This window comes from Natronomonas sp., assembly GCF_047616845.1.
Taxonomy (GTDB): domain Archaea; phylum Halobacteriota; class Halobacteria; order Halobacteriales; family Haloarculaceae; genus Natronomonas.
In genome coordinates this window covers 35275-60367 of sequence record NZ_JBLGBY010000007.1, presented here as the reverse complement: position 1 = coordinate 60367, position 25093 = coordinate 35275, and the positions used below count along the sequence as shown (strand labels likewise).

At 65.9% G+C, this 25093-nt stretch carries 30 protein-coding genes and 1 tRNA gene; 18 read left to right on the top strand and 13 right to left on the bottom strand.

What is annotated here, in order from left to right; all coding sequences use genetic code 11:
* Positions 1–54 precede the first annotated feature (54 nt).
* From ACI8UR_RS02815 to ACI8UR_RS02795, 5 genes are all read left to right on the top strand, one after another.
* A complete protein-coding gene (locus ACI8UR_RS02815) occupies positions 55–318 on the top strand; it encodes a 50S ribosomal protein L37ae (protein ID WP_415087528.1) in 264 nt (87 codons plus the stop codon).
* A gap of 3 nt (positions 319–321) precedes the next feature.
* Entirely contained in the window at positions 322–456 is a 135-nt protein-coding gene (locus ACI8UR_RS02810) for a DNA-directed RNA polymerase subunit P (protein ID WP_159527059.1), read from the top strand.
* A 9-nt stretch (positions 457–465) separates the two neighbouring features.
* The gene (locus tag ACI8UR_RS02805) at positions 466–720 is read left to right on the top strand and encodes a KEOPS complex subunit Pcc1 (protein WP_415087527.1); all 255 of its coding nucleotides are present in this window, start codon (positions 466–468) and stop codon (positions 718–720) included.
* Positions 721–829: 109 nt separating this feature from the next.
* Positions 830–1222: a prefoldin subunit beta gene (locus ACI8UR_RS02800; protein WP_415087526.1), complete on the top strand. Its 393-nt coding sequence runs from the start codon at positions 830–832 to the stop codon at positions 1220–1222.
* A 6-nt stretch (positions 1223–1228) separates the two neighbouring features.
* On the top strand, positions 1229–1480 hold the full coding sequence (locus ACI8UR_RS02795) for a DUF3194 domain-containing protein (RefSeq protein ID WP_415087525.1): 252 nt from the start codon (positions 1229–1231) through the stop codon (positions 1478–1480).
* Here ACI8UR_RS02795 and ACI8UR_RS02790 read toward each other — a convergent pair.
* The 4 genes from ACI8UR_RS02790 to ACI8UR_RS02775 all read right to left on the bottom strand — a co-directional run bounded on the left by ACI8UR_RS02790 (position 1477) and on the right by ACI8UR_RS02775 (position 6134).
* Positions 1477–3354, bottom strand: coding sequence for a DUF2070 family protein (locus ACI8UR_RS02790; protein ID WP_415087524.1), 1878 nt, complete (start codon positions 3352–3354; stop codon positions 1477–1479). The two genes, ACI8UR_RS02795 and ACI8UR_RS02790, sit on opposite strands and share 4 nt — an antisense overlap.
* A 54-nt stretch (positions 3355–3408) precedes the next feature.
* Entirely contained in the window at positions 3409–3966 is a 558-nt protein-coding gene (locus tag ACI8UR_RS02785) for a GMP synthase subunit A (RefSeq protein ID WP_411714901.1), read from the bottom strand.
* A gap of 108 nt (positions 3967–4074) precedes the next feature.
* Positions 4075–5610 (bottom strand): (R)-citramalate synthase, encoded by a 1536-nt coding sequence (locus ACI8UR_RS02780; protein WP_411714900.1) that lies wholly within the window; start codon positions 5608–5610, stop codon positions 4075–4077.
* A 173-nt stretch (positions 5611–5783) separates the two neighbouring features.
* Positions 5784–6134 (bottom strand): DUF192 domain-containing protein, encoded by a 351-nt coding sequence (locus ACI8UR_RS02775; RefSeq protein ID WP_411714899.1) that lies wholly within the window; start codon positions 6132–6134, stop codon positions 5784–5786.
* An 82-nt stretch (positions 6135–6216) separates the two neighbouring features.
* Between ACI8UR_RS02775 and ACI8UR_RS02770 the strand changes: the two genes are divergently transcribed.
* Positions 6217–6765, top strand: coding sequence for a hypothetical protein (locus tag ACI8UR_RS02770; protein ID WP_411714898.1), 549 nt, complete (start codon positions 6217–6219; stop codon positions 6763–6765).
* 24 nt (positions 6766–6789) lie between these two features.
* Entirely contained in the window at positions 6790–7215 is a 426-nt protein-coding gene (locus ACI8UR_RS02765) for a VOC family protein (RefSeq protein WP_411714897.1), read from the top strand.
* Here ACI8UR_RS02765 and ACI8UR_RS02760 read toward each other — a convergent pair whose 3' ends face one another.
* Positions 7216–7653, bottom strand: coding sequence for a bifunctional nuclease family protein (locus tag ACI8UR_RS02760; RefSeq protein WP_411714896.1), 438 nt, complete (start codon positions 7651–7653; stop codon positions 7216–7218).
* Positions 7654–7713: 60 nt separating this feature from the next.
* On the opposite strand from ACI8UR_RS02760, the gene ACI8UR_RS02755 reads away from it, so the two are divergent.
* The 5 genes from ACI8UR_RS02755 to ACI8UR_RS02735 all read left to right on the top strand — a co-directional run bounded on the left by ACI8UR_RS02755 (position 7714) and on the right by ACI8UR_RS02735 (position 10114).
* Positions 7714–7998, top strand: a complete 285-nt coding sequence (locus tag ACI8UR_RS02755) for a hypothetical protein (protein ID WP_411714895.1) — start codon at positions 7714–7716, stop codon at positions 7996–7998.
* A gap of 135 nt (positions 7999–8133) precedes the next feature.
* On the top strand, positions 8134–8373 hold the full coding sequence (locus ACI8UR_RS02750) for a hypothetical protein (protein ID WP_411714894.1): 240 nt from the start codon (positions 8134–8136) through the stop codon (positions 8371–8373).
* A gap of 58 nt (positions 8374–8431) precedes the next feature.
* Positions 8432–9220 (top strand): enoyl-CoA hydratase/isomerase family protein, encoded by a 789-nt coding sequence (locus ACI8UR_RS02745; RefSeq protein ID WP_411714893.1) that lies wholly within the window; start codon positions 8432–8434, stop codon positions 9218–9220.
* 112 nt (positions 9221–9332) lie between these two features.
* A complete protein-coding gene (locus ACI8UR_RS02740) occupies positions 9333–9803 on the top strand; it encodes a hypothetical protein (RefSeq protein ID WP_411714892.1) in 471 nt (156 codons plus the stop codon).
* Between the two features lie 56 nt (positions 9804–9859).
* Positions 9860–10114, top strand: coding sequence for a hypothetical protein (locus ACI8UR_RS02735; protein WP_411714891.1), 255 nt, complete (start codon positions 9860–9862; stop codon positions 10112–10114).
* On the opposite strand, the gene ACI8UR_RS02730 is transcribed toward ACI8UR_RS02735, so the two are convergent.
* The 4 genes from ACI8UR_RS02730 to ACI8UR_RS02715 all read right to left on the bottom strand — a co-directional run bounded on the left by ACI8UR_RS02730 (position 10115) and on the right by ACI8UR_RS02715 (position 12198).
* Positions 10115–10579: a pyridoxamine 5'-phosphate oxidase family protein gene (locus ACI8UR_RS02730; protein ID WP_411714890.1), complete on the bottom strand. Its 465-nt coding sequence runs from the start codon at positions 10577–10579 to the stop codon at positions 10115–10117. It abuts the gene before it with no gap.
* A gap of 96 nt (positions 10580–10675) precedes the next feature.
* Positions 10676–10760: transfer RNA gene (locus ACI8UR_RS02725), tRNA-Ser, on the bottom strand.
* A 102-nt stretch (positions 10761–10862) separates the two neighbouring features.
* Positions 10863–11609, bottom strand: a complete 747-nt coding sequence (locus ACI8UR_RS02720) for a DUF6159 family protein (RefSeq protein WP_411714889.1) — start codon at positions 11607–11609, stop codon at positions 10863–10865.
* A 166-nt stretch (positions 11610–11775) separates the two neighbouring features.
* The gene (locus ACI8UR_RS02715; RefSeq protein ID WP_411714888.1) at positions 11776–12198 is read right to left on the bottom strand and encodes a universal stress protein; all 423 of its coding nucleotides are present in this window, start codon (positions 12196–12198) and stop codon (positions 11776–11778) included.
* Between the two features lie 69 nt (positions 12199–12267).
* Here ACI8UR_RS02715 and ACI8UR_RS02710 point away from each other — a divergent pair, with 69 nt between their 5' ends.
* Positions 12268–13242, top strand: coding sequence for a PfkB family carbohydrate kinase (locus tag ACI8UR_RS02710; protein ID WP_411714887.1), 975 nt, complete (start codon positions 12268–12270; stop codon positions 13240–13242).
* Here the strand turns inward: ACI8UR_RS02710 and ACI8UR_RS02705 are convergent, their stop codons facing one another.
* Genes ACI8UR_RS02705 through ACI8UR_RS02695 form a run of 3 tightly spaced genes read right to left on the bottom strand, consistent with a single transcriptional unit; the run spans position 13243 to position 15861 of the window.
* Positions 13243–14130: an alpha/beta hydrolase gene (locus ACI8UR_RS02705; protein WP_411714886.1), complete on the bottom strand. Its 888-nt coding sequence runs from the start codon at positions 14128–14130 to the stop codon at positions 13243–13245. It lies immediately after the preceding gene.
* A gap of 40 nt (positions 14131–14170) precedes the next feature.
* Positions 14171–15223 (bottom strand): S1C family serine protease, encoded by a 1053-nt coding sequence (locus tag ACI8UR_RS02700; protein ID WP_411714885.1) that lies wholly within the window; start codon positions 15221–15223, stop codon positions 14171–14173.
* The gene (locus ACI8UR_RS02695) at positions 15220–15861 is read right to left on the bottom strand and encodes a DUF6517 family protein (RefSeq protein ID WP_411714884.1); all 642 of its coding nucleotides are present in this window, start codon (positions 15859–15861) and stop codon (positions 15220–15222) included. The genes ACI8UR_RS02700 and ACI8UR_RS02695 overlap by 4 nt, the downstream gene beginning before the upstream one ends.
* 267 nt (positions 15862–16128) lie before the next feature.
* On the opposite strand from ACI8UR_RS02695, the gene ACI8UR_RS02690 reads away from it, so the two are divergent.
* The 5 genes from ACI8UR_RS02690 to ACI8UR_RS02670 all read left to right on the top strand — a co-directional run bounded on the left by ACI8UR_RS02690 (position 16129) and on the right by ACI8UR_RS02670 (position 23473).
* A complete protein-coding gene (locus tag ACI8UR_RS02690) occupies positions 16129–16539 on the top strand; it encodes a hypothetical protein (RefSeq protein ID WP_411714883.1) in 411 nt (136 codons plus the stop codon).
* Between the two features lie 249 nt (positions 16540–16788).
* Positions 16789–18600, top strand: coding sequence for an MATE family efflux transporter (locus ACI8UR_RS02685; protein WP_415087523.1), 1812 nt, complete (start codon positions 16789–16791; stop codon positions 18598–18600).
* A gap of 306 nt (positions 18601–18906) precedes the next feature.
* Positions 18907–20727: a nitrite/sulfite reductase gene (locus ACI8UR_RS02680; RefSeq protein WP_411716185.1), complete on the top strand. Its 1821-nt coding sequence runs from the start codon at positions 18907–18909 to the stop codon at positions 20725–20727.
* Entirely contained in the window at positions 20720–22456 is a 1737-nt protein-coding gene (locus tag ACI8UR_RS02675; RefSeq protein WP_411716184.1) for a Coenzyme F420 hydrogenase/dehydrogenase, beta subunit C-terminal domain, read from the top strand. Before ACI8UR_RS02680 ends, ACI8UR_RS02675 begins: the two co-directional genes overlap by 8 nt.
* 162 nt (positions 22457–22618) lie before the next feature.
* Positions 22619–23473, top strand: coding sequence for a zinc finger domain-containing protein (locus ACI8UR_RS02670; protein WP_415087522.1), 855 nt, complete (start codon positions 22619–22621; stop codon positions 23471–23473).
* Between the two features lie 18 nt (positions 23474–23491).
* Here the strand turns inward: ACI8UR_RS02670 and ACI8UR_RS02665 are convergent, their stop codons facing one another.
* On the bottom strand, positions 23492–25060 hold the full coding sequence (locus tag ACI8UR_RS02665; protein WP_415087521.1) for a long-chain-fatty-acid--CoA ligase: 1569 nt from the start codon (positions 25058–25060) through the stop codon (positions 23492–23494).
* Positions 25061–25093 lie beyond the last annotated feature (33 nt).

Below are 25093 nucleotides of genomic sequence, written 5' to 3'. Positions count from 1 at the left end.
TAGCCGCCGGAAAACGTGGGGTTTATCACTTCGCTGGCTGGAATATATGGTACTATGGCCAAGAGAGGCAAAACCGGGAGCGCCGGCCGCTTCGGTGCACGCTACGGGCGCGTCGCCCGCCGCCGCGTCGCCGAGATCGAAGAGGATACAGAACAAGCGACCGTCGACGGCGACAGCGTCAAGCGCCTCGGCACCGGCATCTGGGTCAACGAGGAGACCGGCGAGAAGTTCACCGGCGGCGCCTACCGACCGCAGACGCCCGCTGGCACAACCGTCCGCCGCTCCATCCGCGCGGCACTCGGCGAAGACAACGAGTAATCCATGAGCTACAAGTGCTCCCGCTGTAAGCGCGATGTCGAACTCGACGAGTACGGCGGCGTGCGCTGTCCGTACTGCGGCCACCGCGTCCTCCTGAAGGAGCGCAGTCGCGACATCAAGGAAGTCGAAGTCCAGTAACGCAGGCCCGTGCATACGGCCGAACTGCTTTTCAGCTACGATAGCCCGGAAGCGGCTGCGCTGGTCGCGACCGCCGTCTCCCAAGAGGTCGACGAGATCGAGGGCAACCGAACAACCGCCGACGTGACCCACATCGACAGCGAGGTTCGCATCGACGTCGACGCCGACGACCTCGTCGCGCTTCGGGCCGGGTTGAACACCTGGAGCACGCTCGTCGAGGTCGCAGAGCGGATGGTTGATTCCGGCTCGGAACCCACTGCATAACGGTCGCCGTTCCCACGAAAAACCGCCGGTCGGCGGGGCTGCGTCACCGGCGCAGCCCCCGGAGAATGGAATGTGGGGGTTTTTCCGTACCGAGAACGACGGTTCCAGTATGCAGGGTAACCTACCGCCGGAGGCCCAGGAGAAAATCGAAGAGCTCCAGGATCTTCAGGAGACGGCACAGCAAGTCGCACAGCAGAAACAGCAAGCAGAGACGCAGCTGCAGGAGTCCAAGACGGCTCTGCAGACCCTCGACAACGTCGAGGGCGACACCCAGATGTACCGTGAAGTCGGCGAACTCCTCATCGAGACGGGGTACGACGAGGCCTACGAAGACCTCGAGGAGAAGGCCGACAGCCTCGAAGTCCGCGTCGAAACCCTCCAGAAACAGGAAGACCGCGTTCAAGAGCAGTTCGAGAGCCTGCAGGAAGAGCTCCAGCAGATGCTCCAGGGCGGCGGTGGCGGCCCGATGGGCCCCGGCGGCCCCGGCGCAGGCGGCGCCTAATCGGCCGTGCCCGAGGAACCGACCGACGAGGAAGTCGTCGAAGCCGCGTCGGATGCTGCTGAGGGGATTGTCCTCTCGCGATACAAGCAGTCCAACATCCACGATCTCGACGTGACAGTGCGGTTCGAGGACGGCGAACTCGCCGTCGACGTCTATATCAACGCACCTGACGACCCCGACCCCGCTGCCGTCGCACAGGAAGCCGTCGATGCGGCCGAAGCCGCCGTCGACGAACTGTTCGACGAAGCCGACTCTTAGGCCGCCAGAAACAGCAGCAAGCTGACGGCCATCGCCGCACCAACGACGAGGAGTAGCAACGCGCCGCCCATCTGCAACATCGCGTTGGCCGTCGAGGCGAGCGTCTCCGTGCGGTCGTTGCCGAACACCGTCACTTCGGCCTGTTCTGCCGCCATTCCAGCCTCGACGGGTTCGAGGTCGTCGGTCGCTTTCTCAACGAGCTCCTCGACGAGCGCGACGAGCGCCGATTCGTCGATAGCGTCGCCGACCCGATTGTCCGCCTCGATGGTGTTCACGATGTGGGTGTCCGTGGTCATCACCTCCGCCTCGTCGGCGTCGATGGCGTCGAGCAGCGTCTCGCGAAGCCCGGGCACCATGTTGTTGCCGTCGATGAGCACGTAGGCGGTGCGGTGCGGCGGCTCGTCTTCCGTCGCGCCGGCTTCGAAGATGGCGACGCGAACACCGAGCGGGCCGATGCCCTCCGCCGGCTCCCACTCGGTCGGTGACCAGGCGACGCCGACTCGGAGCGGGCGGCGGTCGGCGGCCGCAAGCGTCTCCCCGAGCCGACCGGCGGCCGTCATCATATCGAAGGAGCGCTGTGAGCCGGGAACGACGTGGCCCAGGTCACTCCCGCCGTTTTCGAGCCCGCCGTGGCTGTTATGGGCGTCGACGAGCAGCACGTCGTCGATGCCGGAGACGCGGGCCTCTGAGGCCGTCGAGAGGCCGACGGAGAAATCCACGTCGTCGGCGAATGCCGGCGCGTGCGTGCCGACGACGAGTGCGTCGTCGCCCACTGCCTGCCCGAGCAGTTTCGATTCGCCCTCCTGCTCGCGGAATCCCCGTGTCGCTTCGTTGCTATATTCGATACGGCCGTGGGCGGCCTCGGCGGCCTCGAGCAGCGTCTCGACCTCCCGTTCGGTGACGAGATTGAAGTCGTGGCCGGCCGTCGCATGGGGCGGGAACGCGAGCCCTTCTGCCCCCCGTGCGATGCGCTCGGGGAGATTGCCACCCCCGATTTCACCCATCGGCCCGGGATGTACCATCGGGAGGACGAACCGTGCTTTCTCGGTGCCGTCTTCGCGGCGGATGCCGAGCACCGTCACCGGGACGATGGCGTCTTCGCCCAGCTGTTCGAAGAAACTCTCCAGTTCCCGGGTTCCCTCGGCGATGTGGCCGATGAAGCCGCCGATGAAATCGAGCACGGAGACCCCGAGGCTCTGTCGCCACGGGCGGTCGATGGTGACCAAGAACAGGTGTACGGCAAGCGCATACAGAACACAGAGCGCGCCGAGCAGCGCGAAATCGACCGGTTCGATGGCGACGAGTCCCGCGGGCGAAAGCGCCGTGCGACCGAAGAAGACCTCGATGAGTGGGCCGTCGACCTCCAGATATCGGACGGTGCCGCTGTAGACGAAGACGAGTGCGGCGGCCGCGACCGTCTGGATGCTTGCGGGAATCGTCGCGACGAGCAACGACTGTCGGGAGACAGCCATGATGACGAACAGCCGGAACGCGAAGATGGAGGCCAAGGCGACGATGAGGACGTCGAAGACGAGATCCTGCCCGAGGGTAGTCACTGCGGCGACGGCGGCCGCGCAGGCGAGGAAGACGACGATGATCGCCTCACAGATGAGCGCGAGCAGCGCCGAGCGATTGTACGTCAGCCGGCCGTCGAGGCGGGCGTCGACCCACGGCGTCGTGAAGGCGGCCACGACCGTCGGCACGCCGATGTACACCATCCCCTGATAGACGTCGTCGAGGATGAACCGGTAATCGAAGGCCCCGACGCCGGCGATAGCGGCGATGAGAAGCGCGAAGAAGAGGCTGGCCGACCAGTCCGGCGCCCGGAAGACGAACCGGGACAGCGCCGCCAGGTCGCCCTGGGTCTGCGTCATTACCGAACGGGAGAGCGGAGCGAGGTTAAAACGCTCGAAGCGACGGAGCCGACGTCAGGCCGACTTCTCGCAGAGATCAAGGAAGTTCTCGAAGACCTCCTCGCCCTCCTCGGTGTGGGCGACCTCGGGATGCCACTGGACGCCGTAGAGGTCGCGGTCGGTGTCGCTCATCGATTCGACGTCACAGACGTCGCTGTGGCCGGTGCGGACGAAGCCCTCGGGCACCTGCTTGACCTCGTCGGCGTGGCTCGCCCACACCCGCGTCCGGGGTGCGAGCGACCCCACGAACGGGTCATCACTGTCTTCGATTTCGACAGTCACGTCGGCGTAGCCGCCGTAATCACCCGAGCCGACGGTACCGCCCAGCTCCTCGGCGATGAGCTGCATACCGAGACAGATGCCGAGGACGGGAACGTCGCTGTCGAGATACTCGGGCGAGTGGCCGATCCGTTCCATCGAGGGGCCACCGGAGAGAACGATGCCGTCAGCCTCGACCTCCTCGGGTGGCGTGTCGTTGTCGACGATTTCGGTGTCAACGCCTAGGTCGCGGAGCGTCCGGTGTTCGAGATGCGTAAACTGCCCGTGGTTGTCAACCACGACGATTCGCGTCATTGAGTGTCCGTACCGTGTCGCGGCGTAAAAAGGGTCTGAAACGCCTGTGAACACACTGCGAGACGGGCGACGGAGTCGATTCGTGATAGCCGATGCGACCGCTTCGATTTAATCGTCGGCCAGTACCGGCGTCTCCTCGTCCGCGAGCAGGCGGTCGAGGGCGTCGATCATCGCCCGAACCGAGGCGGTGGTGATGTCGGCGTCGGAGGCCGCGACGGTGACTGAGTGGTCGCCACGCGACATCTCGACCTCGACGGTGACGACGGCGTCGGTGCCGCCGGTGATGGCGTCGACGTGATAGGAGTCAAGTTGGGCGTCGGCGGCGGTGCCGAGCGCCGACCGGACGGCGGCGATGGCGGCATCGACCGGCCCCGACCCCGTGCCGGAGGCGACGTGCTCCTCGCCATCGACTTCGAGCCGGACGGAGGCGGTCGGCGTGCCGCTGCCGGAGGCCGCAGTGAGGTCGATGAGTTCGACCCGGCGTTCGTGCTCACGATCCTGCACCTCCTCGGCGATGGTCAGGAGGTCGGCGTCGGTGACGCGTTTGCCGCGGTCGCCGAGTTCCTTCACGCGGGCGACGACCTCGCCCAGTTCGTCGCCATCGACGTCGATGCCGTGTTCGGAGAGGGCGGCCTCCACACCGGCCCGGCCGGCGTGTTTTCCGAGGACGAGGCGGCGCTCCCGGCCCACCTTCTCGGGCGGATACGGTTCGTACATCGCGTCGTCTTTCAGCGTGCCGTCGGTGTGGATGCCCGACTCGTGGGTGAAGGCGTTCTCGCCGACGACGGCCTTGTTCGGCGCCAGCGGCACGCCCGTCGACGAGGAGACGAGCTGGCCGAGGTCGTAGAGCTTCTCGGTTTGGAGCGTCTCGACGCCGTAGCCGTGGTCGAGCGCGATTGCGACCTCCTCGATGGCGACGTTGCCGGCACGTTCGCCGATGCCGTTGATGGTGCCGTGGACGAGGTCGGCGCCCGCGGCGACGCCGACGAGGGCGTTCGTGACCGCAAGCCCGAGGTCGTCGTGGGTGTGCGTCGACGTCGGCCCGATATCCGAGAGCCGTGAGTAGATGTCGAGCATCCGGTCGGGCGTCGCGTGGCCGACGGTGTCCGGACAGCAGATGCGGTCGGCGCCCGCGTCCATCGCCGCGCCCATCAGCTCCTCCAAGAAATCGAGGTCGGCACGGGAGCCGTCCTCGCCGAGCACCTCGACCCACAGCCCGTGGTCGGTGGCGTACTCGACGAGGTCGACGGTCTTCGCCACGACCTCCTCGTGGGTGCTATCGACCTTCCCTTCGACGTGGCGGTCGCTTGCGGGCACGACGAGGTTGACACCATCGACATCACAGTCGAGGGCGAGGTCGATGTCGTTTCGGACGCCGCGGGCGAAACTCGTGATGCGGGCGTCGAGGCCGAGGTCGGTGACGTGCGAGATGGTCTCTCGCTCGCCCGGCCCGGTGCAGGCGCTGCCGGCCTCGATGACCGAGACGTTCGCCTCGTCGAGCGCCATCGCGATGTCGGCTTTCTCCTCGGGCGACAGTGAGATGCCCGGCGCCTGCTCGCCGTCGCGCAGCGTCGTATCTAAGAACTGTACGTCACACTCTTCGAGCGGAGCAGTCGCTGGGTGCTCCCCGAATAAACTGGTCACGGTAGAATCCTCTGTGTTAGATGAGCGGTCGAATTTCTCGACCAGCCGCCTTGCGGCGACTTACTCTATCCTCTGCCGTATCGGAGTTCGGCATGGGTACACTGAAGGTATTGGTGTGGCCCCTGATTAACTTGCGGGTTGGCACACGTTTCGCCAGAGCCACCGGAGAACCGCTATATCCCTTCGATTCGGAGGCTATCGCCGTCCTCGACCTCCGCGGCGGCTCCGGCGGGCAGTTCGAGGACGGTGTCCGCCTTCGCTCGCCCGTGGCCCGTCCACGCCGAGAGTCGCTCGACCTGCTGTACCTCCTCGTCGACGAGCCAGACGGCGTCGATGTCGAACGGAACACCCACCATGTGCAGTCCGCGCGTCCGCACGCGGGAGAAGTGGAACACCAGCGCGTAGTCGTCGGGTACCGACCGCCGGAACATCAGCCCGAGCGCCTTCGAGAGGATACCATCGGCTACCTCGACGTTCGTGGCGAGGGGGCGCTCTTTCCCGACGGGGTCGTGGACGACGCGCACAATTCCCGTTGGTTCGGGTTCGGGCAAAAAGGCTCGCGTGGGTGACCCGAGAATTGAAACCCGACGACGCCACAACTCGGCTATGGAGAAGACGCCGCAGGGCACCTCGGTCGGCGTCGACGACCCCTACGAACCCGTCGAGCGCTGCGATTATCTGACGGACGACGGGCGGTGCCGCTACGCCGTCGAACACGGCCACAACGACCCCGAATTCGCCCGAGAACGGCAGGCCGACGACCTTCGATGCCCCGCAGCCGACCCCGAAGGCGAGTGGGAGTGGAGCGACTGCCCGCAGTTCCGTGCCCGCCAGCGCTCGCGGGAGTGCATCCGGTGTGGCCTCGAAGAACGCCGGCTCGCCCACGAGGACGAACGGCCGCTGTTGGAGGAACACCATCTCAAATACGCCGCCGACGCGAACGACTCGGAATCGGACGACGAGGAACTCTCACATGAGATAACGGTGTTTCTCTGCCGGTGGTGTCACGCAAAGATTCACGATTCGTGGGCGCGCATCGACGACGACGTCTCGCCCGACCCCGAGGCCATCGCGGAAGCGGAGGGTCGACGCTCGAAAGAACACGGCGAGTTCGGCTTCGAGTCGGCCGCCGAGCGGTACGCGGAGGACGAATAAGTGGCTCCGTCGCATAGCCCCGGTATGGCACCCCATCTCGGTCACGTCCATCTCAAGGTTCGCGACGTGGAGCGCGCGCTCGAATTTTACACTGGGCTCTTCGGGCTCGACGTCACGGAACGCGTCGGGAGCTACGCCTTCTTGACGTTCGGCGACCACCACCACGACATCGCGCTGCAGGGACTCGGCGGGGACGCACCGGCCGCCGGGCCGGGCGTCGGCCTGTATCACGCCGCTTTCGAACTCGATGATACGGATGCGCTGAAAGAACTGTACCACGACCTCGAAGAGCGCGGTGTGGCGGCTTCACCGGTCGACCACGGCATCAGCAAGGCGCTGTACTTCGATGACCCCGCAGGCAACGGCCTGGAGGCGTACGTCGACACCCGCGATACGATGGACGAGGACTGGGAGGCGATGAACCGTCCGTTCGACCCAGAGGCGCTGTAATCACTCGATTTCGAACGCTTCGGGCGGCTGGCCGGCTTCATCGAGAACCGCGTCGCTGATGAGAACGGGGCAGTCGACGCGGAGCGCGATGGCGATGGCGTCGCTCGGCCGCGCGTCGATGACGACCGATTCGCGCTCGCCGCCAGCGTAGCGTTCGGCGTCGATTTTCGCGAGGAAGGTGTGCTCCGAGAGGTCGTCAATACGCACCCGGTCGATTGCGCCGCCGAACTCCGTGAGCATCTCGACGAACAGATCGTGGGTCAGCGGCCGCTTGAACGGCCGGTCTTCCAGGGCGTGTGAGATGGACTTCGCCTGGTCGGCGCTGATGAATATCGGCAGTGCCTCCCCCCGTGCATGAAGGACGACCACGGGTGCACCCTCCTCACCACCGTCGTCGACGCTGATTCCGAGGCCGTGGACGGTCGCCTCGTGTGCCATCATCTATCAATCGGGAGAGCGTCACCAAAGCTTTTCGCCTCCAGCCACGACCACGGGGGTATGGGCGACCCCTACGTCGTGGCCGTCAAACCTTCTGCGCGCAGGGTGAGCCGCGACGCCGGCGAGTGGGTCGCCGAGGAGGGCCGGCTCAGACGCTTCGACTCGAAGCCCCTCGCCCGCGAGTGGGCGCGCGAGGTGAGTCCACAGGGACGAACGCTGTGGGTACAGGATGCCCACCCGCTTGACGAGGGGCCGGCTGACGGGTATCTGTTGGCCCGCCGAAGCCGGCTTCGCGGCAACGAAGCCGAGTTACCGGGCGAACAGGCCGCGTTCTCGGAGCTCTGAGCCGTGTTCAATATCGTTCGAACTGTTTATTCCCGCGAAAATCGGCCCGTAGCGGCCTGAACGGGGTGAACGGCCAGGGACGGTTCGGAACTGTCTCGACGGTACATATGCCTCCGAGCGGTACGAGTGGCTACGATGCAACTGAAAGCAATCGTACTCGCAGTGCTTGCGGCGAGCGTCCTGCTCGTCGGCGCTGCGGGCGCCGTGACCGCACAGCCGAACGACAGCGAAAGCGGCGATGCGGGCCCGCCGAGCGACCTCCCCGACCCGGTGCCGAACTTCGTCGAGGATATCCTCGGCTCGATTAGCGATTTCCTGAGCGGCTCTATCTCGAATCTCGGTGAGGCCGTCTCGGGCGTCGCCTCCGGACGGTAACATTTCGTAACCATCTGCAGCCCCTGATTTTTAAGCCCGTTGCCGCGCAGTCGCGGGTATGGAATCGATTGGCAGCGGTCTTGCGGCCGTCGAGACACACGAGCACAGAGCGGACGTCTACCTTTCGCGCCCGGAGAAGCGCAACGCGATGAACGAGGCGCTCATGCGCGACCTGACGAGTGCCTTCGAGCAGGTGAGCGAAAACGAGGACGTGCGAGCCATCACGCTGCTCGGCGAGGGCCCCGTCTTCTGTGCCGGGATGGACTTACACATGATGCGCCAGCGCGTCGAAGCGGACTCGGACATCAACCGCGATGTCTTCCCCGCGTTGCTCGACGCCATCGAAACCGCCCGCCAGCCCGTCGTTGCGGGCATCAAGGCGGCGGCGCCAGCCGGCGCGTTCGAACTGACGCTGCCCTGCGATTTCCGCGTCATCGGTAACGAGGCCACCTACGGCGTCATCGAGGTGAAACTCGGCACGTTCCCCCACGGCGGCGCGACACAGCGACTCCCGCGACTCGTCGGCCTCTCGAAGGCCAAAGAGCTCGTCCTCACGGGCGAGTTCATCGACCCCGAGGAGGCGCGGGACTGTGGCCTGGTACACGAGGTCTGCGCCCCGGAGGATGTCGACGAGCGCGCGAAGGCCTTCGCCGACAGGCTCTGTGAGAACGCGCCACTGGGCCTGCGGAACGCAAAGCAGGCGCTCAATTCGGCCCTCGAAACGCCGCTGGAACACGGCCTCGAATACGAGCGGGCACTCGGCCGTGAACTCGACGATACCGAAGACTACCGCGAAGGGTTCGAAGCCCGTATCGAAGACCGCGAACCGACGTTCCGCGGCGAGTAGCTCTTTCGATTCGTCAACTGTTAACACAGAAAATAACCGTTTAGAGTTTGTGGCCGTCGATGCTGGTGTAACAGCCAGAAAGAACATAACCACTGAACGGTTGTACTCGTGTATGCGAACATCGGTATCAATCATACTCGCCGTCCTCATGACGGTCGGCCTCGCGGCCGCGGCGGTGCCCGCGACGGCCCAGACAGCCGACCAGGACGCCGAAACAGTCGCGGAAACGTACAACGACAACATTGACCAGGTGCCCGACGTCATCAAGAACCGCTTCGCCGACGAGCGGGTCGAAATCTCCGTCGAGGCAAGCGACGGTACCGCCCAGACGTACACGGCGGTCACCGACGAGCAGGCACGGATACAGGAGCTCAAAGAGGGCTCGGATGACCCGACCATCCACGTCTCGACCGACGAGGAGACCATCAACGAGGTCGCGAACGCTGACGACCCGAAGGCGGCCGGTCTCGAAGCCTACAACTCCGATGAGGTCACCGTTGAGGGCGTTGGCTTCACGAACAAGGTGAAAGTCGGTGCCGCGAAGGTCAGCTATCGCGTCGGCAGCGCGCTCGGCATCCTGTAATCGGTTCCGGCGTCGCCGAACAGGGCGTTTTTCTCATTCGAGACCGAACAGGGGGTATGAGCAACGAGGCCGAGGACGCGGAAACGGCCGGGTTCGAGAAAGGCCGGAAAGCTGCAACGGCCATCATCCTCCCGTTCGTCGCCCTCGGCGTCGGGAACGTCCTTCTCATCATGCAGTGGGGGCTCGACCCGCTGTGGGGGTTCCTGTTGATGCCGCCGATCCTTTTCATCTCCGTCATCGGCTGGATCGCCATCCGCGGCGGGTTCGCTGAAGACCGAACCGGTGGCGGCGACTACGACGGCGGCGTCTGATTACCGCCTGACCGGCGCCGGCGCGTACGACTGGTCGCGCGCGACGACAGTATCGGGTTCCAACCGCACCAAGAGCGCCGTCTCTGTCGGGTTCGAGACGTATCCCGAGAAGCGGTCGTCCCAGTCCCCGACGTCGGGTCCGAGATAGCGCGCCAGCAGCCGTTCAGCGATGTCGCGGTCGAACGGTTCGACGGTACCTGCACCGCGAATACCGACGTGCTGGACGAGCCCCCGCTGGGCATCGAAATCGACGACGCCCAGCGAACACGCCGGCTCCCGGTCGATGCGTGCGGGGAACGTGTCCGTGGCGCTGTCCCCGAGTATCCAGGCGATATCGTCCTCCCAGAGATACCAGACGGGCGAATCGCGGGGGCCGGCAGGGTCGTGTGTCGCGAGGTGGCCGAAAAGTGGCCGCGAGAGGAAGGCGCCGATGTCGATGCCCAGCGTGTTATCGACGACGTTCATGTCCGAACCCGGGCGGCACCCGCGCAAGAAGGTGGCGATATTTGCCGGCCGAGTTCGGCGGGCGAATCGCCGGTCGGGTCGTTCCGCGACAGAAAGCGCCGAGGGTGAGATTTGAACTCACGAGTCCTGACGGACAGTTGCTCTCGAAGCAACCGCCTTGGCCGGGCTAGGCTACCTCGGCTCGTCTACATCTGGGCGAGTCCGAACTTTATGGGTTTCGGTACGCCGGCAGGAAGGCGATGCGGGCGCGTCAGCGCCCCAACAGAAGCTCCTCGCGTACCGCTCAGATGTTGCCCTCGACGCGGTCGTTCTTCGGCGTCCCTCGCTCCTCTGTACTGCCGCCGAGCGTCTCGAAATCGAAGTCAGTGAACTCCTCGGGCACCGTTCCCTCGCGGGCGTAAAGATACAGCGCCGTCTTCGCGATACCCTGGATGGTCTGGCCGATGAGGAACGCCGAAAGGAGGCCGACGAGAACGACGAACAGGCCACTCACGAGTCCGGCACCGGTCGAGACGGAGCCGACAACGATGAACACCACGATGGCGAGCAGGATGGCGCCGAGGGCGAGCAGCACCTGGATGATGCCGAGGCCGAGGCCGGCCCCGAGCGTCTCACCCCACGTCTCCTTGAACGTCTCAGCGCTCCGGGTGAACATCGACTTGACATCGACGTCCTCGAAGACGATGACAGGGATGATGAAGAACGTCGTGACGGCCCACCCGAGCGAGAAGATGGCTGCGACGATGCCGGAGAGTGGGCTGTTCGACTGTTCGAGCCGCCGGATGATGAGGCTCACCGTCGCTGCGATGAGCGACCAGATGGCGATGGGGCCTTTCATCCGCCAGGCGGCCCGGAGCGACCGCTCGATGGAGGGTTCCGTCCCGTGGAAGGCGTCGTTTGTCGCATACACCAGCGCGGCGGTGAAGAACGACGCCACGAACGTCGTCACGAAGTAGAGCACGAACAGCGCGACGAGCTCGGCGCCGCTACCGATGAAGCCGGCGACGAAGACGCCCAGATACAGGAACACGAAGAAGAACGCCGCTGATTGCCGGAAACGCCAGCAGCTTCGGATAATCGCGGAGGACGTGGATGCTATCGACCGATAGCGTCCAGCCGTTTTTGAGGCTGGTGAGAAATCCCATATGCGGACTGAGCCACGATGGTATATAAACTCAGCCCCGCGCCCACGTCTTTCACTCCCGATGCCGGACGACCGTCACCGGAACGGGAGAGCGCCGGATGACGGTTTCGGCGACGCTGCCGAGCAGGACGCGCGTGATGCCATCTCGGCCGTGGCTGCCGATGACGATGTGGTCGAACTCGTGCTCCTCGGCGTACTCGACGATGGCCCGTGCCGGCCGGCCGACGACCGAATCAGTGTCAAGACTGTGGCCGGTAGTGGCGGCCCGGTCGTCGGCTGCTTCGAGCACCGACTCGGCGCGATCTTCGGCGGCGGAGAGCCAGTTTTCGGCGCTCCCCGGCCCCCACGTCGTCGCGCCGTCGACCGGATCCATCACGTAGAGCGCGGTGAGCGCGTCATCACCGAACTGCTCGAAGGCGTGGTCGAGCGCTACGTTTGCCGGTGCCGATCCGTCGATGGGCACGAGTACGTTCATGTTGAGTGATATGATGCCGTGGTACATAAAGCCGGCAGGCCTTTCACCGGCGGGCCTGTCGCGTCTCGTATGTACGGTGCCGTGCCGTCGCTGGTCGAGACTGACGTCCGGTTCGCGGCGTTTCCGGACGGCAGCGTCGACACCTACTATCGAATCACCGACGCCGACCGCCGGTGGCTCACGAAAGCGGAGTTCCGCGAGCGCATCACCGGCGCCCGTTCCCGTGAGTTTCGCGCGCCACAGCGCATCGTCGACACCGGCGGCCAGGCGGTCAACGCCGCCGAACAGGCCCACGCGCTCGGCGATTCCGTCCGCCTCGACGGCTGCCTCGACGATCCCCGACTCACGTTTCCCTTCGAGACCCACTCGTTCGGCGAACCCACCCGCGTCGATATCCACGAGTTCGAGGACGGCGACCTCACGTACGCAACGATCAGCGACGCCGTCGCCAACTGGACGCACGAGGCGTTCGACACCGTCCCGTCGGCTGAGGCCTACTTCTGCGGTAACTGGGCGTCCGTCGACGGCATGACCGAATCGCTGGCCGCGCTGGCCGACCGACTCGACGAGGGTATCTTCGTTGTCGACCCCGGTGACGTGACGACCGCGGCACGCGACGCCCTCCGGGACTGCTGTGCGGCGCTTTCGGCGCTCGACGACACTCTCCCGGTGTACGTCAGCCTCAACGGCCGGGAGTTGACCGCCGTCGCCGACGCGTTCGGCGTTGCCGACGAGCCGGGGGCGGTTCGACCCGAAATCGGGGTGTCCGGCGTCGTCCGACACGAGGAACACGCCGCGACAGCGGCGACGCGGGACACCACCCTTGCGGTGCCCAACATCGGTCCGAAAGACCCGGTTCGACAGACCGGCGGCGGTGACCGCTTCAGCGCCGGCCTCGCCCACGCCCTCGCGGCCGGCGAGGAGCTCGACCTCGGCGACGCCCTCGCGCTCGGCAACTGCTGTGCGAGCTACTACGCCCTGCAGGGCGAGACTGGCACGAGCGAGGAACTCATCGAGTTCGCGGAAACGTACGCCGACATCTGATTATAGCAGGTGGCGCTCGAAGAAGGCCCCTTGTGCGTCCGAGATGTGCTCGAACTCGCTGCCATCGTAGGGGTCGAAATGGCCACAGTCGAGCCGGAACACCTCGACGTGGTCGAGTCGCTGGCCCAGCCGTTCGGCCGCCGACGGCGGCACGATGTTGTCACCCTCCGCGATGCCGAGGAAGACGGGCGCGTCCACGTCGTCGGCTCGCCCGATCGGGCGGTACAGCGGCACCTTCAGCGCGATGCGGGCCGGGCAGGCGTTCTCCCAGTCGCTGTCTCCGGGGACGATGGAGTAATACCCCTCCTCGGCGCCGGGCGAGTTCAGCATCCCGAACTCCTCGGTCGACGCGACGATGGGGACGGTGTGTGGCTCCCGGCGCAACAGGCCGCGTGCGGCGTCTTTGAGGCCGTGTTTGGTGGCTGCAAGCGGGTAGTCGAGTCCCGAGGTGCGAGCGAGATGGAGCAGCGTTGCCGGCCCGGAGACGAACGGCACCTGCGAGGAGACGGCGTCCACGTCGCGTCGGGCGGCTGTCTCGATGACGTGGCCGCCGCTAAAAGAGGTGCCCCACAGGCCGATTAGGTCGCCGTCCACGGCATCGAGGTCGGCGGCCTCGTCAACGGCCGCGAGCCAGTCGGTGCGGTGCTCGAAGGGGTCGACGAGCTGGTCGTCGCCCTCGGAGTCGCCGAATCCACGGTAATCGAACAGGAGGACGGCGAGCCCGCGGTCGACGAACCGTTCGGCGAAGGCCGGCAGCCGGAACGACCGCTCGGCGCCGAACCCGTGAGCCATCACGACCACGGGCGGCTCCTCGACGTCCGGGAGATACAGGTCAGCAGCACACTTAGCGCCGGCGCTCTCGAAAGTGAGCGAACGGGTTTCTGACATATATGACGAGTCGGCTGCGAGCGAGATAAAGGTTCTCGCGTTACGTCTCGGGACCGGGACGGGAACCGATGGGCACCTGGATCTCCCGGCGCTCGCCGTCGCGGATGACCGTCGCACCGACTCGGTCGCCCGGCGACAACTCTAGTGCGAGCGTCGTCCCGAGTTCGGTGTTGGAGTTGATTGTGGTGCCCGCGAGTTCGATGAGGACGTCGCCGCCGGTCGGCACGCGGCGGCCGTCGACGACCGTCTCGCCGTCGGAGCCACGGAGCGTCTGGTTCTCCGGCCCTTCGTCGAGCACGTCGACGACGAGGACGCCGCGCACCTCCGAGAGGCCGTTCGCCTCGGCGATGGTCGGCGTCACCGAAAGCAGCGAGATGCCGAGATACGGATGGTCGTAGCTGCCGGTCTCGATGAGCTCCGGGAGGACGCGGCGGGCCAGCAGCGGCGAGACGGCGAACCCGATGCTCGTGCCCGCGCTGGCGACGGCGACGCCGGTCACCTCTCCATCGAGTGTGACGAGCGGGCCGCCGCTGTTGCCGGGGTCGAGTCCGGCGTCGGTCTGGACGGTGTTCGGAATCGAGAAGCCGGTCGGGCTCGGCAGCGCACGGTTCTTGCCGCTGATGATGCCGGTCGAAACGGACGACTCGAGGCCGAAGGGACTGCCGAGCGCGAGCACTTCGCTGCCGACCGGCGGAATCCGGTCGACGAACTGCAGGGGCCGTGCGTAGTCGGGTGGGTTCGTCGAGAGGACGGCGAGGTCGGCGTAGACATCCGTCGCGGTGACGCCCGCCGTGCGCCACTCGCCCTGCCGAAACCGAACCTCGACCTGGTCGGCGCCGGCAACGACGTGTTGGTTCGTGACGATGTAGTCGCCGAAGGCGAAGCCGGAGCCGCTGCCGTCGGCACTTCTGACGAACGCGACGGAGTCGATAGTCGCGTCGTAGGCGGCCGTGTATCGGGAGTCACGGTCGCCGTCGGACGCCGCTGGCGTGACGGGATTGGCCGGCTCTCGACGGCCGGTCGAACATCCGGCCAGGCCGGCTGCAAGCCCTGTTGTCGCCGCGAGGAACCGACGGCGTGTTGGCTGTCTCATGTGGGCGTCGCCGTCTCGTTGCTGTTGGAGGTGTGTTCGAGCCCGCTGAACAGCTGCTTGACCGCGGCCCGCTCGCTGTCGTCGGTCGCGACCGGATAGGTGGCGTACGCCAAGACCACGTCGTCGGTACCCGGCGGGGAGCGCTGGGCGATGTGGACGTACGCGTCGGGTTTCTCACCCTCGCTTTTCGCGCGGTAGACGGTCACGTTCGTCGTCTCGCCGAACGGCGAGACCGCGTATTCGCCCTGTCGTTCGAAACTGACGTTCTCCCGGCCGGCGACCCGCTTGAGGAGCTGCGTTTCGTTCAGCCGGAGGAGCGGATTCAGGTTCTGGCCCGCGACCGACGCGCTCGGCGTCGTGATGACGCCGAAGGCAGCCGGGTTCGTCCCCTCGCCGGCTTTCTGATAGCGCGCCATGTGGCTCTCGGCGACGACCTGTACTTCCTGGCCGCCGGCCGAGGCCGTCTCGTTGAACACCTGGGTTTCGGCCGATTCGAGTTCGTAGCCGGCGTCGGCAGCCGTCTGATTATCGACGAGCGTCTCGCCGGCCTCGAATGTCAGACTGTCGCTGACGATGCCGGCACAGCCGGCCGTCGAGACGAGCAATACACAGAGCAGCCCCGCTACGATTCGTCGCATACAGGTGTCAACAGCGTTCGCGTCCTATAACTCTCTTGCAATCCTCGCCGTTCGAGACGCTCAGAACGGAACCGCACGCCCGATGTCGGCGGCGATACCCCTCGTAGCGATGTGTTATGACTGTGGCATCGACCATCGCCGACCCGATGCTATCGACGAGAAACACGCTGATTGGCGGAGCGAACGAGCGTGGTCGCCGCCGGACGGCCGGCGGCAGAGCCGCGGCCCATCGCAAGGCACTTCGCGGCTCGCGGCCGATTCGGGGGTATGTCACCGACGCGTCGCCGCGTGCTCGCGGCCGCGTTCGCGACCGCCGCCGGCACCCCGGTTTCGGGCTGTCTCACAACGTCGGGGCCGAGCTGTCCGGGGGCGACGTATCGGCTGTCGCTTTCAGCGGTCGAGTCGGTCGATGACTCCCTCCCGCTGTCGCCCGACGAACTCTCCACGTCGGCGAACGCCGTCGTCGAGACGGCCATCGATGACGAGCACGTCGAGACCTGCGTCGACTGGGCCGAAGACAGCGGCAATCCGGGGCCATCTGCGGGCCTTCGCGAGGTCGGTGACCGAATCGAGAGCCACATCGGCGTCGAGTTGGCCGGTCGAACCGAAGACGTCGTGACCGAGGCACGCCGTGAGGGGACGCCGTACCGTCTCGTCCTCCGTATCGAGTCATCGTAGCCGATAGCTTCTTTCCGCCGCACGGGGTCGGAGAGCCAATGGGCCGCCCGAGAGCATCACCGTCGTCGCCTACTTCGGCGCTTACCGGCTCACAGTCGAATACCGCCGCCAAACCGGCGAGGTCAGGCCCGTCGAGACAGCCTACGTGCGCGTCTCCGAGCGGCTGTCGGAGCGATAACCTACACACCGTCGAACCGACCGGAACGATAAGACATTTGCCTGACTGACCAGTCAGTTAATCCAGTAGCCGTGTCTCGCGTCCCGAACCTCTTTCGACTGGCGATACTCGCCATCGGGCTTGCCCTCTCGCGTGTCGGCCTCATCACCGAGGAGCGGGCACGCCGAACGACCGACCTCGCGTGGCCGCGCATCGTCACCGGCATCGCCCGGATGTCGAAGAACGCGGTCGACGTGGCGATGGTCGGCGTCGGCGTCGGGTCGGCCGCCATCGCCGGCGTCGGTATCGCTGGGCCCTTCTGGGGGTTGGCCTTCTCCATCGGCGGCGGCGTCGCCGGCGGCACCATCGCCCTCGTCAGCCAGCGGTTCGGCGCCGACGCCTACGAGGAACTCGGCTTGGCCGTCCGCTCCAGTGTCTTCCTCGTTGTCGTCGCGTCGCTGCCCATCGTCGTCGCGTTCCGGGCGTTCGCTCCGGAGCTTATCGGTCTGTTGAGCAGCGACGCGACCGTCGTCCGCCTCGGCGGTGAGTATCTCCGCGTCGTCGCGTTCGGCATCCCCTTTGCCGGCCTGAACCTCGTCGGCAGCCGCACGCTCGTCGGCACCGACGACGCCTACACCGCGATGGTGTTGCGGGCCGGCGGTGCCGTCGCCAATATCGCCATCAACGCCGTCCTCATCTTCGGGCTCGGCATGGGTGTCGTCGGCGCGGCGCTCGGGACGGTGCTTTCGAACGTCGGCGTCACCACCGCCTTCGCCATCGGCCTCACAGTCGGGCGGTTTCCCGGTGCCGGCGAGTTTCCCGTCACAATCGACCCCGTCGGCAACTACGTCGATGCGGGCACCGTCTCCGACCTCGTCGCCATCGGCCTGCCGGTGATGGGCCGGAACCTCGTGTGGACGGTCGCGGAGTTCCCGATGTTCGCCATCCTCGACATCTTCGGGCAGGACGTGGTTTCGGCGTTCGTCATCGCCCGGCGCGTCTGGGGGCTGATGAACACGCCCGGCTGGGGCTTCGGGCTGGCCTCCTCCAGTCTCGTCGGCCAGGAACTCGGCACCGGCGACGAGGCAACCGCCGAAGCCTACGGCCGCGAAATCATCCGTTTCTCGGTCGCCGTCTACCTCGTCGCTGCGGCGCTCGTCTTCGCCTTCGCCGACCCCATCGTGACGCTGTTCGTCGATGACCCGGCCTCTCCGTCCGTCCCCATCGCCGCCGACCTCGTTCGGGTGGCCAGCTTTGCGGTCATCCTGCAGGGTGTTTCCGGTGGTGCTGCCGGCCCGCTCGATGCCTCCGGCGACACGCGCTGGCCGTTCCTGAGCCAGGCGGTCGGGATGTTCGGCTGTTCCATTCCGCTGACCTATCTCGGCGCGACGACGCCGCTGGGTATCTACAGGCGGGGCAGGCCGAGTGCCTCGGGGCTTGACCCCGAGGGTGAAGGCCGTACACTTATTACCAATCCCACCATATCGGCACACACAGTTGCGACGTGGGTTAAAGACCTTAATCCGAAGCAACTGCCGGCAGTTGCGGGGAAATGCGACACCTCTCAAAACCCGCGTCTTCGGCGTGGTGCGACGGGTGTCGTCGGGCGGGGTGGAGCCGCCGACCCTCACGGACGCATCGAGCGTTCGGGTGTTAATTCCAGCCGACCCATCTCGGGGAGGTCGAGAGGAATTACATTCGCCTGCGACGGCATGGCCCGTTTTTGGGCGTGCGGTCAAAACGGCGAAGCCTCGGGGCTTGTCCCCGAGGTTCTTCACGGTCTGTATCTCGCCTTTATCGCCGAAACGGCGGTGCCGGCGGCGCTCAACTACTATCGCTTCACGACGGGCAAATGGAAGGCCATCAGCCGCGAGTACCGGCCGGAAGCCGGGCCCGCCGACTGATACTGAAAGGCAGTGATTGTTGCCGGTATATCTACCCAATTCGTATCGCAGATTCGATAGATTGCAGCCGAATTACGCGACTCTTCGTGCTATGCGGACACACGACGCACGATTGTCACTACAGATGGCCGTAGAGCGGCAGTAGCGGCTCTCTATAGCTCAGAGTAGCTCGTCAATCCTCCAATATTCGTCACCGAAACAAGCAAGAATATCTTCTTTCGGGAGGCTGTGTCACCACTGGCCGTGAGCCGCGATTACATGTGGTTCGAGAAACCCTGGATATAGTGTAACACGGGTGAGTTTCACATGAACACAGTCGAGCAGTGGAAACAGGAGAAACACCCCCTCGACGTCATCGAGGACGTAAAGCGGTACGCAGAGGCCGGGATGACGTTCGACGAGATCGAGGCGGAGGCCGGCGACGGCGAGTGGGAGCGGCTCAAATGGGCTGGCATGTACGCCCACGGCCGCCAGCGCGGTTACTTCATGATGCGGACGAAGGTGCCAGGCGGTTATCTCACGACCGAGCAGGCCGAGGTCATCGGCGAGGTGGCCGAGGAGTACGCCACCGCGCCCGAGGAGTACGGCGGCGTCGAGCAGAACGACATCTGGGGTGACGCCTTCCTCGATATCACGACCCGACAGGACATCCAGAAACACTGGATCGAGGTCGAGGATGTCCCGGAAATCTGGTCGCGCTACGACGAGGTGGGGCTGACGACAATCCAGGGCTGTGGCGACTCCGCGCGGAACGTCCTCGGCTGTCCGACGGCCGGCATCGACGACCACGAGTGCTTCGACGCCCAGCCCGTCATCGACGCCGTCTCCGACTTCTTCACCGAGAACCGCGAGTATGCGAACCTCCCGCGGAAGTTCAAGATGACCATCACGGGCTGTCGGGAGGACTGCGCTCAATCACAGATCAACGACGTTGGCCTCGTCCCTGCCCGCAAGCGAATCGATGTCTCCGGCGAAGCCGGAGGCTCGTCGGACTCGTCCGACGGTGGCGAGGATTACTACGGCTTCCACGCCCGCGTCGGCGGCGGCCTCTCCGACGGCCCGCGCATGGCCTCGAATCTCGACGTATTCATCCAGCCCGAAGACGCCGTGGAGTTCTGTCGCGCCGTCGCACAGACGTTCAAGGAACTGGGCGACCGCAACAACCGCGGCGTCTGCCGGATGCGCTATCTCGTCGAGCAGATGGGCGCCGACAACTTCGAGGCGGCCGTTCGCGACCGCTGTACGGTCGACCTCCGGGAGCGCGGTGTCGACCTGACGGAGGGGTACACCGGCGACCACGTCGGCGTCCATGACCAGAAGCAGGACGGCCTGAAGTACATCGGGTTCAACGTCATCGCGGGCCGGATGGGTGGCGACGAGTTCGCCGCGGCCGCCCGCGCCGCCAACCGATACGGCACCGACGAGGCCTCGATTCGCCTCGCGACCGACCAGAACTTCCTCATCACGCACGTTCCCGAGGAGAACATCGCCGACCTGCTCGCGGAACCGTTCGCCGAACAGTACCAGCCCGACCCCGGCCCCTTCTCTCGGGGCGCCGTCGGCTGTACCGGCTCGGAGTTCTGCAACTACGGCATCATCGAGACGAAGAACCGCGTCCGCCGGTGGGCGACGGCGCTCGACGACCGCATCGACACGCCCGACGATCTCGACGTCGTCCGGATGCACATGTCCGGCTGCTCGGCGTCGTGCGCCCAACCGCAAATCGCGGATATCGGCTTCCGCGGCGAGACGGTCGCCGTGGAGGATCGCGAGGCGCGGAGCGTCTCGGAACGGTCGAGCGGTGAGGGAACCGAGCCGCGAGACCCCGAGCACGCCCAGAACGAGGAGGGAACCGCGCTGGTCGAGGGGATGGATTTCGGCCTCGGTGGCTCGCTCGGCGCCGACAACGAGTTCCTGGATTGGGTCGAACACGCGGTGCCCGCAGACGCCGTGATTCCGGCGCTCGAACAACTCTTTGCGGCCTACTCCGACGAACGCGAGGACGACGAGCGCTTCTACGAGTGGTGCCGTCGCGTCGACAACGACCGGCTCCGAACCGTGATGCAGGAAGCCGACGCGAACGTTTCCGGCGGCGTCCCGGAAGAGGAGGTGGCCAGTGATGACTAGCGAGGGTGAGCGAAGCGAACCCTCGGACGAATCGCGAACGGGGAACGAAGTGACCCGTGAGCAAAGTGAGAACCACCGCAGCGAACCCTCGCAAGCCCCCGCCGACGCCGCACCGGAGCTACTTGACGATACGGACGACCCCCTACCGGGCGTTCCAGCAGTCGACGAAAACGACGGAACGACCGTGCCCTCGGTCAGCAGCGATAGCTCCGAACCGAGCCGCTCTGACGGCAAGCCGATTCGGTACTATCGGGCCGATGAGCGCGACAGCGAGGGCTGTGGATGCGGAAGCGCCTGTGGCTGTGGAATCGGAGCGGCCGCCGACGGCGTCCACGCGAGCGAAGCGAGCGTGGGCCCGTCGGAGCTCTGCTCCGACGGTGGCGCGACGCCGAAGAACGTCGACAGCGAGGGGAACCTCGGCGGCCTCGAGTTCACCGCACCCGCGGAGGGCGTCAGCCAGGACGTCGAGAACGGCGCTCCGGACGAACGCGTCGGCGTTCCCGAGAGCGTCGACCTCGACACGCCGGGCTACTCGATTCGCGAGGAGATGAACGATATCGACACGCCGGACGACAAGACGTGGTTCATGGAACTGGACGAGGCGGTCATCGACGACGGCCGCTGTATCCAGTGTGGCACCTGCGTCGCCGCCTGCCCCTCGGACTCCATCGGCATCGGCGACGACGATTTGCCCGAACTGGTGAAGATGTGTACCGGCTGCTCGCTGTGCTGGGATTTCTGCCCGCGTGGCGGCCTGCGCTACGAGCGACAGTGGAAGATTACGGGCGGCGAGGACAACGTCACGGGCGCCGGCGACCCAATCACGGAGTTCTCCGCGAAGGTCGGCGAGGCCTGGCAGCGCAACGCCCAGGACGGCGGCGTCGTCACGGCTGTCCTCGCGAAACTCCTCGAAACGGGCGAGATCGACGGCGCGCTCATCGCCACCGAGAGCGACGAGGAAGCCTGGAAAGCCGAGTCGTTCCTCGCGACCACAGAGGAGGAACTCGTCGCCAACGCGGGCAGTTTCTACAATCAGACGCTCGCCCTCGGCAACCTCGATATCGACCAGTGGGAGGCGAAACTCCCGGACAAAGACCCGACCGACCTCTCGCTTGCGCTCGTCGGCACGCCGTGTGAAATCGAGGGCATCCGCGCCCTCCAGGATTTCGAGTGGGAGTACGGCGCCCAGGAAGCCGGCGTTCGCGCCATCGATTACACGATTGCACTGATGTGCACGAAGAACTTCAACTACCGGCGGTTGATGGGCGAGCAACTGGAGGAAAAGCGCGGCATTCCGCCGGAGGACATCGGGAAGATGGATGTCCTCCACGGACAGATGCTGGTGTACGACCACGACGGCGACCTCATCATCGAGGAGGACATCGAGAACTTCCACGACGCCGCACTGAAAGGCTGCGACGAGTGTGCTGACTTCACGGGCTACGCCGCCGACCTGACGGTGGGTTCCGTCGGCTCGAGCGACGAGTTCTCGAGCGTCATTGTCCGCACCGAACAGGGCCTGAACGCCTGGGAGCTGGTCGAACCGGAACTGGAGTATCACGACCTCGAAGACCGAAGCGCCATCGGCGGCCTCCAGAGTTGGGACAAGAAGAAGGCCTTCGAATCGCTCGAACGGCCGTTCGACCCCGACGCGCCCCGGTTCATCGACTACACCGACCACGCCGAACAGTACGGCACGACGATGAACCCCCACGACGACGACCACTGATACTGCCGGACGTAAGTTCGTAAAGTCATGTTTGAGTAAATGTCCTCTCTGCCCCAGTACAGGTCGGTTGAGCAGCTCTACAGTTCAATTAGTTACGTCCGGCAGTATGAGTCGTTGAACTCGCCCGAACGGTGATACCATCGGAACCCGAACTGAGGGCTGATGACGACCGACGAGGAACTCCGACTCGCCGCCGAGTCGCTCGGCGAGTCGGTGCTGGTCGTCGGCGCCGGCCCGACGGGCGCTGTGGCCGTCGACCGCGTGTCCGACCGGCCGGTGCCGGCCACCGACGAGGCGGCCGACCCCGACGCCGTCGTCCTCGCGGTCGATGGGTCGGCACCAGATTCTTCGCTCCCCGATTCCGAGGAGGTTCCTGCCGTCCCGCTCAGTATCGCGGTCGTTTCGCTGCCGGCCCGGCCAACGCCCGATGAGCGGGAACTGCTCGAAACACTCGGTGGGCTGGTGGATGCGGTCGTCCTCACGCCGAGTACCGATACCGAGTCGCTGACCGACGCCGTTGCTACGTTCGTCTCCGTCGTTCGTGACCCCGGCTTCGTCAATCTCGACCTCGCAGACGCCCGAACCGTCCTCGCTGATGTCGACCTCGCGGCCCTCGGCGTCGGCACGAGCGACCGCGGCTCGCCGGCCGATGCGGTCGCGGAAGCGTTCACCTCGCTCCCGGCGGGCGTCGAAACTGACCCCGCAAGCGGCGTCCTCGTCGACCTCGTCGGCGGCCCGGCGATGAGCGTCGAGGACGTCAGCGACGCGGTCACGGCCGTCCGGGGTCGCGTCGGCCCCGATGCCCACGTCATCTGGGGCGGCGCGGTCGCCCCAGAGCTCGGCGATGGCGTCCGCGTCCGGCTCGTCGTCGCCGGCGTCACGAACGCCCGCGCGGCGCCGGGCGACCCCTGTCCTCGGTGTGGCGCGACGCTGTCGGCGTACTCGCTCGGCGGGCGAACGACGCTGTCGTGTGAAAACTGCGGCTATGCGGGCGTATCCGTCCGGTTGCGGGAATGAAGGGTGACCGGGATGTCCTTACTCGAAATCCTCGAGTTCGAACTTCTGGACTTTGCCGGTCGTCGTCCGCGGCAGTTCGTCGACGAAGTTGACCTCGCGGGGGTGTTTGTACTCGGCGAGGTTGTCGAGACAGTACTGCTTGAGTCCCTCGGCGGTCACGTCCGAGTCGGGCTGTTTGACGACGAACGCGGTAACGGTCTCGCCGCGGCGCTCGTCGGGGACGCCGACGACAGCGGCGTCGGCCACGTCGGGGTGTTCGAAGAGCAACTCCTCGACCTCGCGGGGATAGATGTTGTACCCGCCGCTGACGATCATGTGCTTCTCGCGGTCGACGATGTAGAAGAAGCCGTCCTCGTCGTAGTAGCCGAGGTCGCCGGTGTGGAACCACCGGGTGCCGTCTTGCGCCTCGCCGTCCTCCTCGTCGGTGAACGCCTCCTGGTTGGCTTCGGGACGGTTGTAGTACTGCTTCATCACGTTCGGCCCGGAGATGACGATTTCGCCGACGACTTCGTCGAGTTCGGTTTCGTCGTCGACCGGCCCCTCTGGGACGGGGGCGACCTCCTCGAAGTTGTGGTCGACGACCTTCGATTCGACGCCGGGGAGCGGCTTCCCGATGGAGCCGGGGCGGCGGTCGTCGGGGCGGTTGGCGTGGGTGACCGGCGCCGTCTCGGTGAGGCCGTACCCTTCCAGCAGTCGCGGCTCGAACAGCTCCTCGAAACGCCGCATGACCTCAAGCGGGAGACTGGAGCCGCCGGCGTTGGCGAACCGGACGGTGCCGAGGTCGTAGTCGTCGGCGTCGGGGTGGTTCACCACGTCGTTGTACATCGCGGGGACGCCGTGGACGATGGTGAGCTCCTCGCTTTCGATAAGTTCGAGGGCTGCCGACGCGTCCCACTCGGCCATCGGCCAGAAGCTGCCGCCCTCGTAGAGGGTCGCCAGCATCGTGACCGTCATGCCGTAGATGTGGAACAGCGGCAGGACGCCGAGCATCTTGTCGTCGGCGCGGATGCCGTCGTGAACCGCGGGGGAGGCCCGCGCCTCGAAGGCGAGATTCCGGTGCGTCAGGAGCACGCCCTTCGGCGTGCCCGTCGTCCCCGAGGTGTAGGGCTGACAGGCCACGTCATCGTCGTCGCGGTCGACCGGTTCGAGCGTGTCGTCGGCGAGGAAGGCGCCGAACTCGGTTGCGCCCTCGGCGTCGCCGCCGACGCTGATGATCGTGTGGACATCGGTGTCGTCCTGCACCTCCTGCACCTGCGGGACGAGATCGGCGAGCGTGACGACGGCGACGGCGCTGCTGTCGCCGAGCAGATGCTTGATCTCACGGGATTTGTACTGGGGATTCATCGGGACGACGATACCGCCGGCCCGCAGGATGCCGTGGAAGGCAATCACGTACTGCGGGAGGTTCGGCAGATAGACGCCCACGCGGTCGCCGGGCTCGACGCCGGCGTCGGCAAGCGCCTGCGCGAACTGCCCGGTCTGGATCCAGAACTCCTCGTAGGTGATCTTCTGTCCGTCGTATCCGATGGCCGTGGCGTCCGGCGACGCCGCGACTGTCTCTTCGATATCAGTAACGAGATTCGCCATCAACGGCATCAGTTGTTCACCGGCGGTAAATCT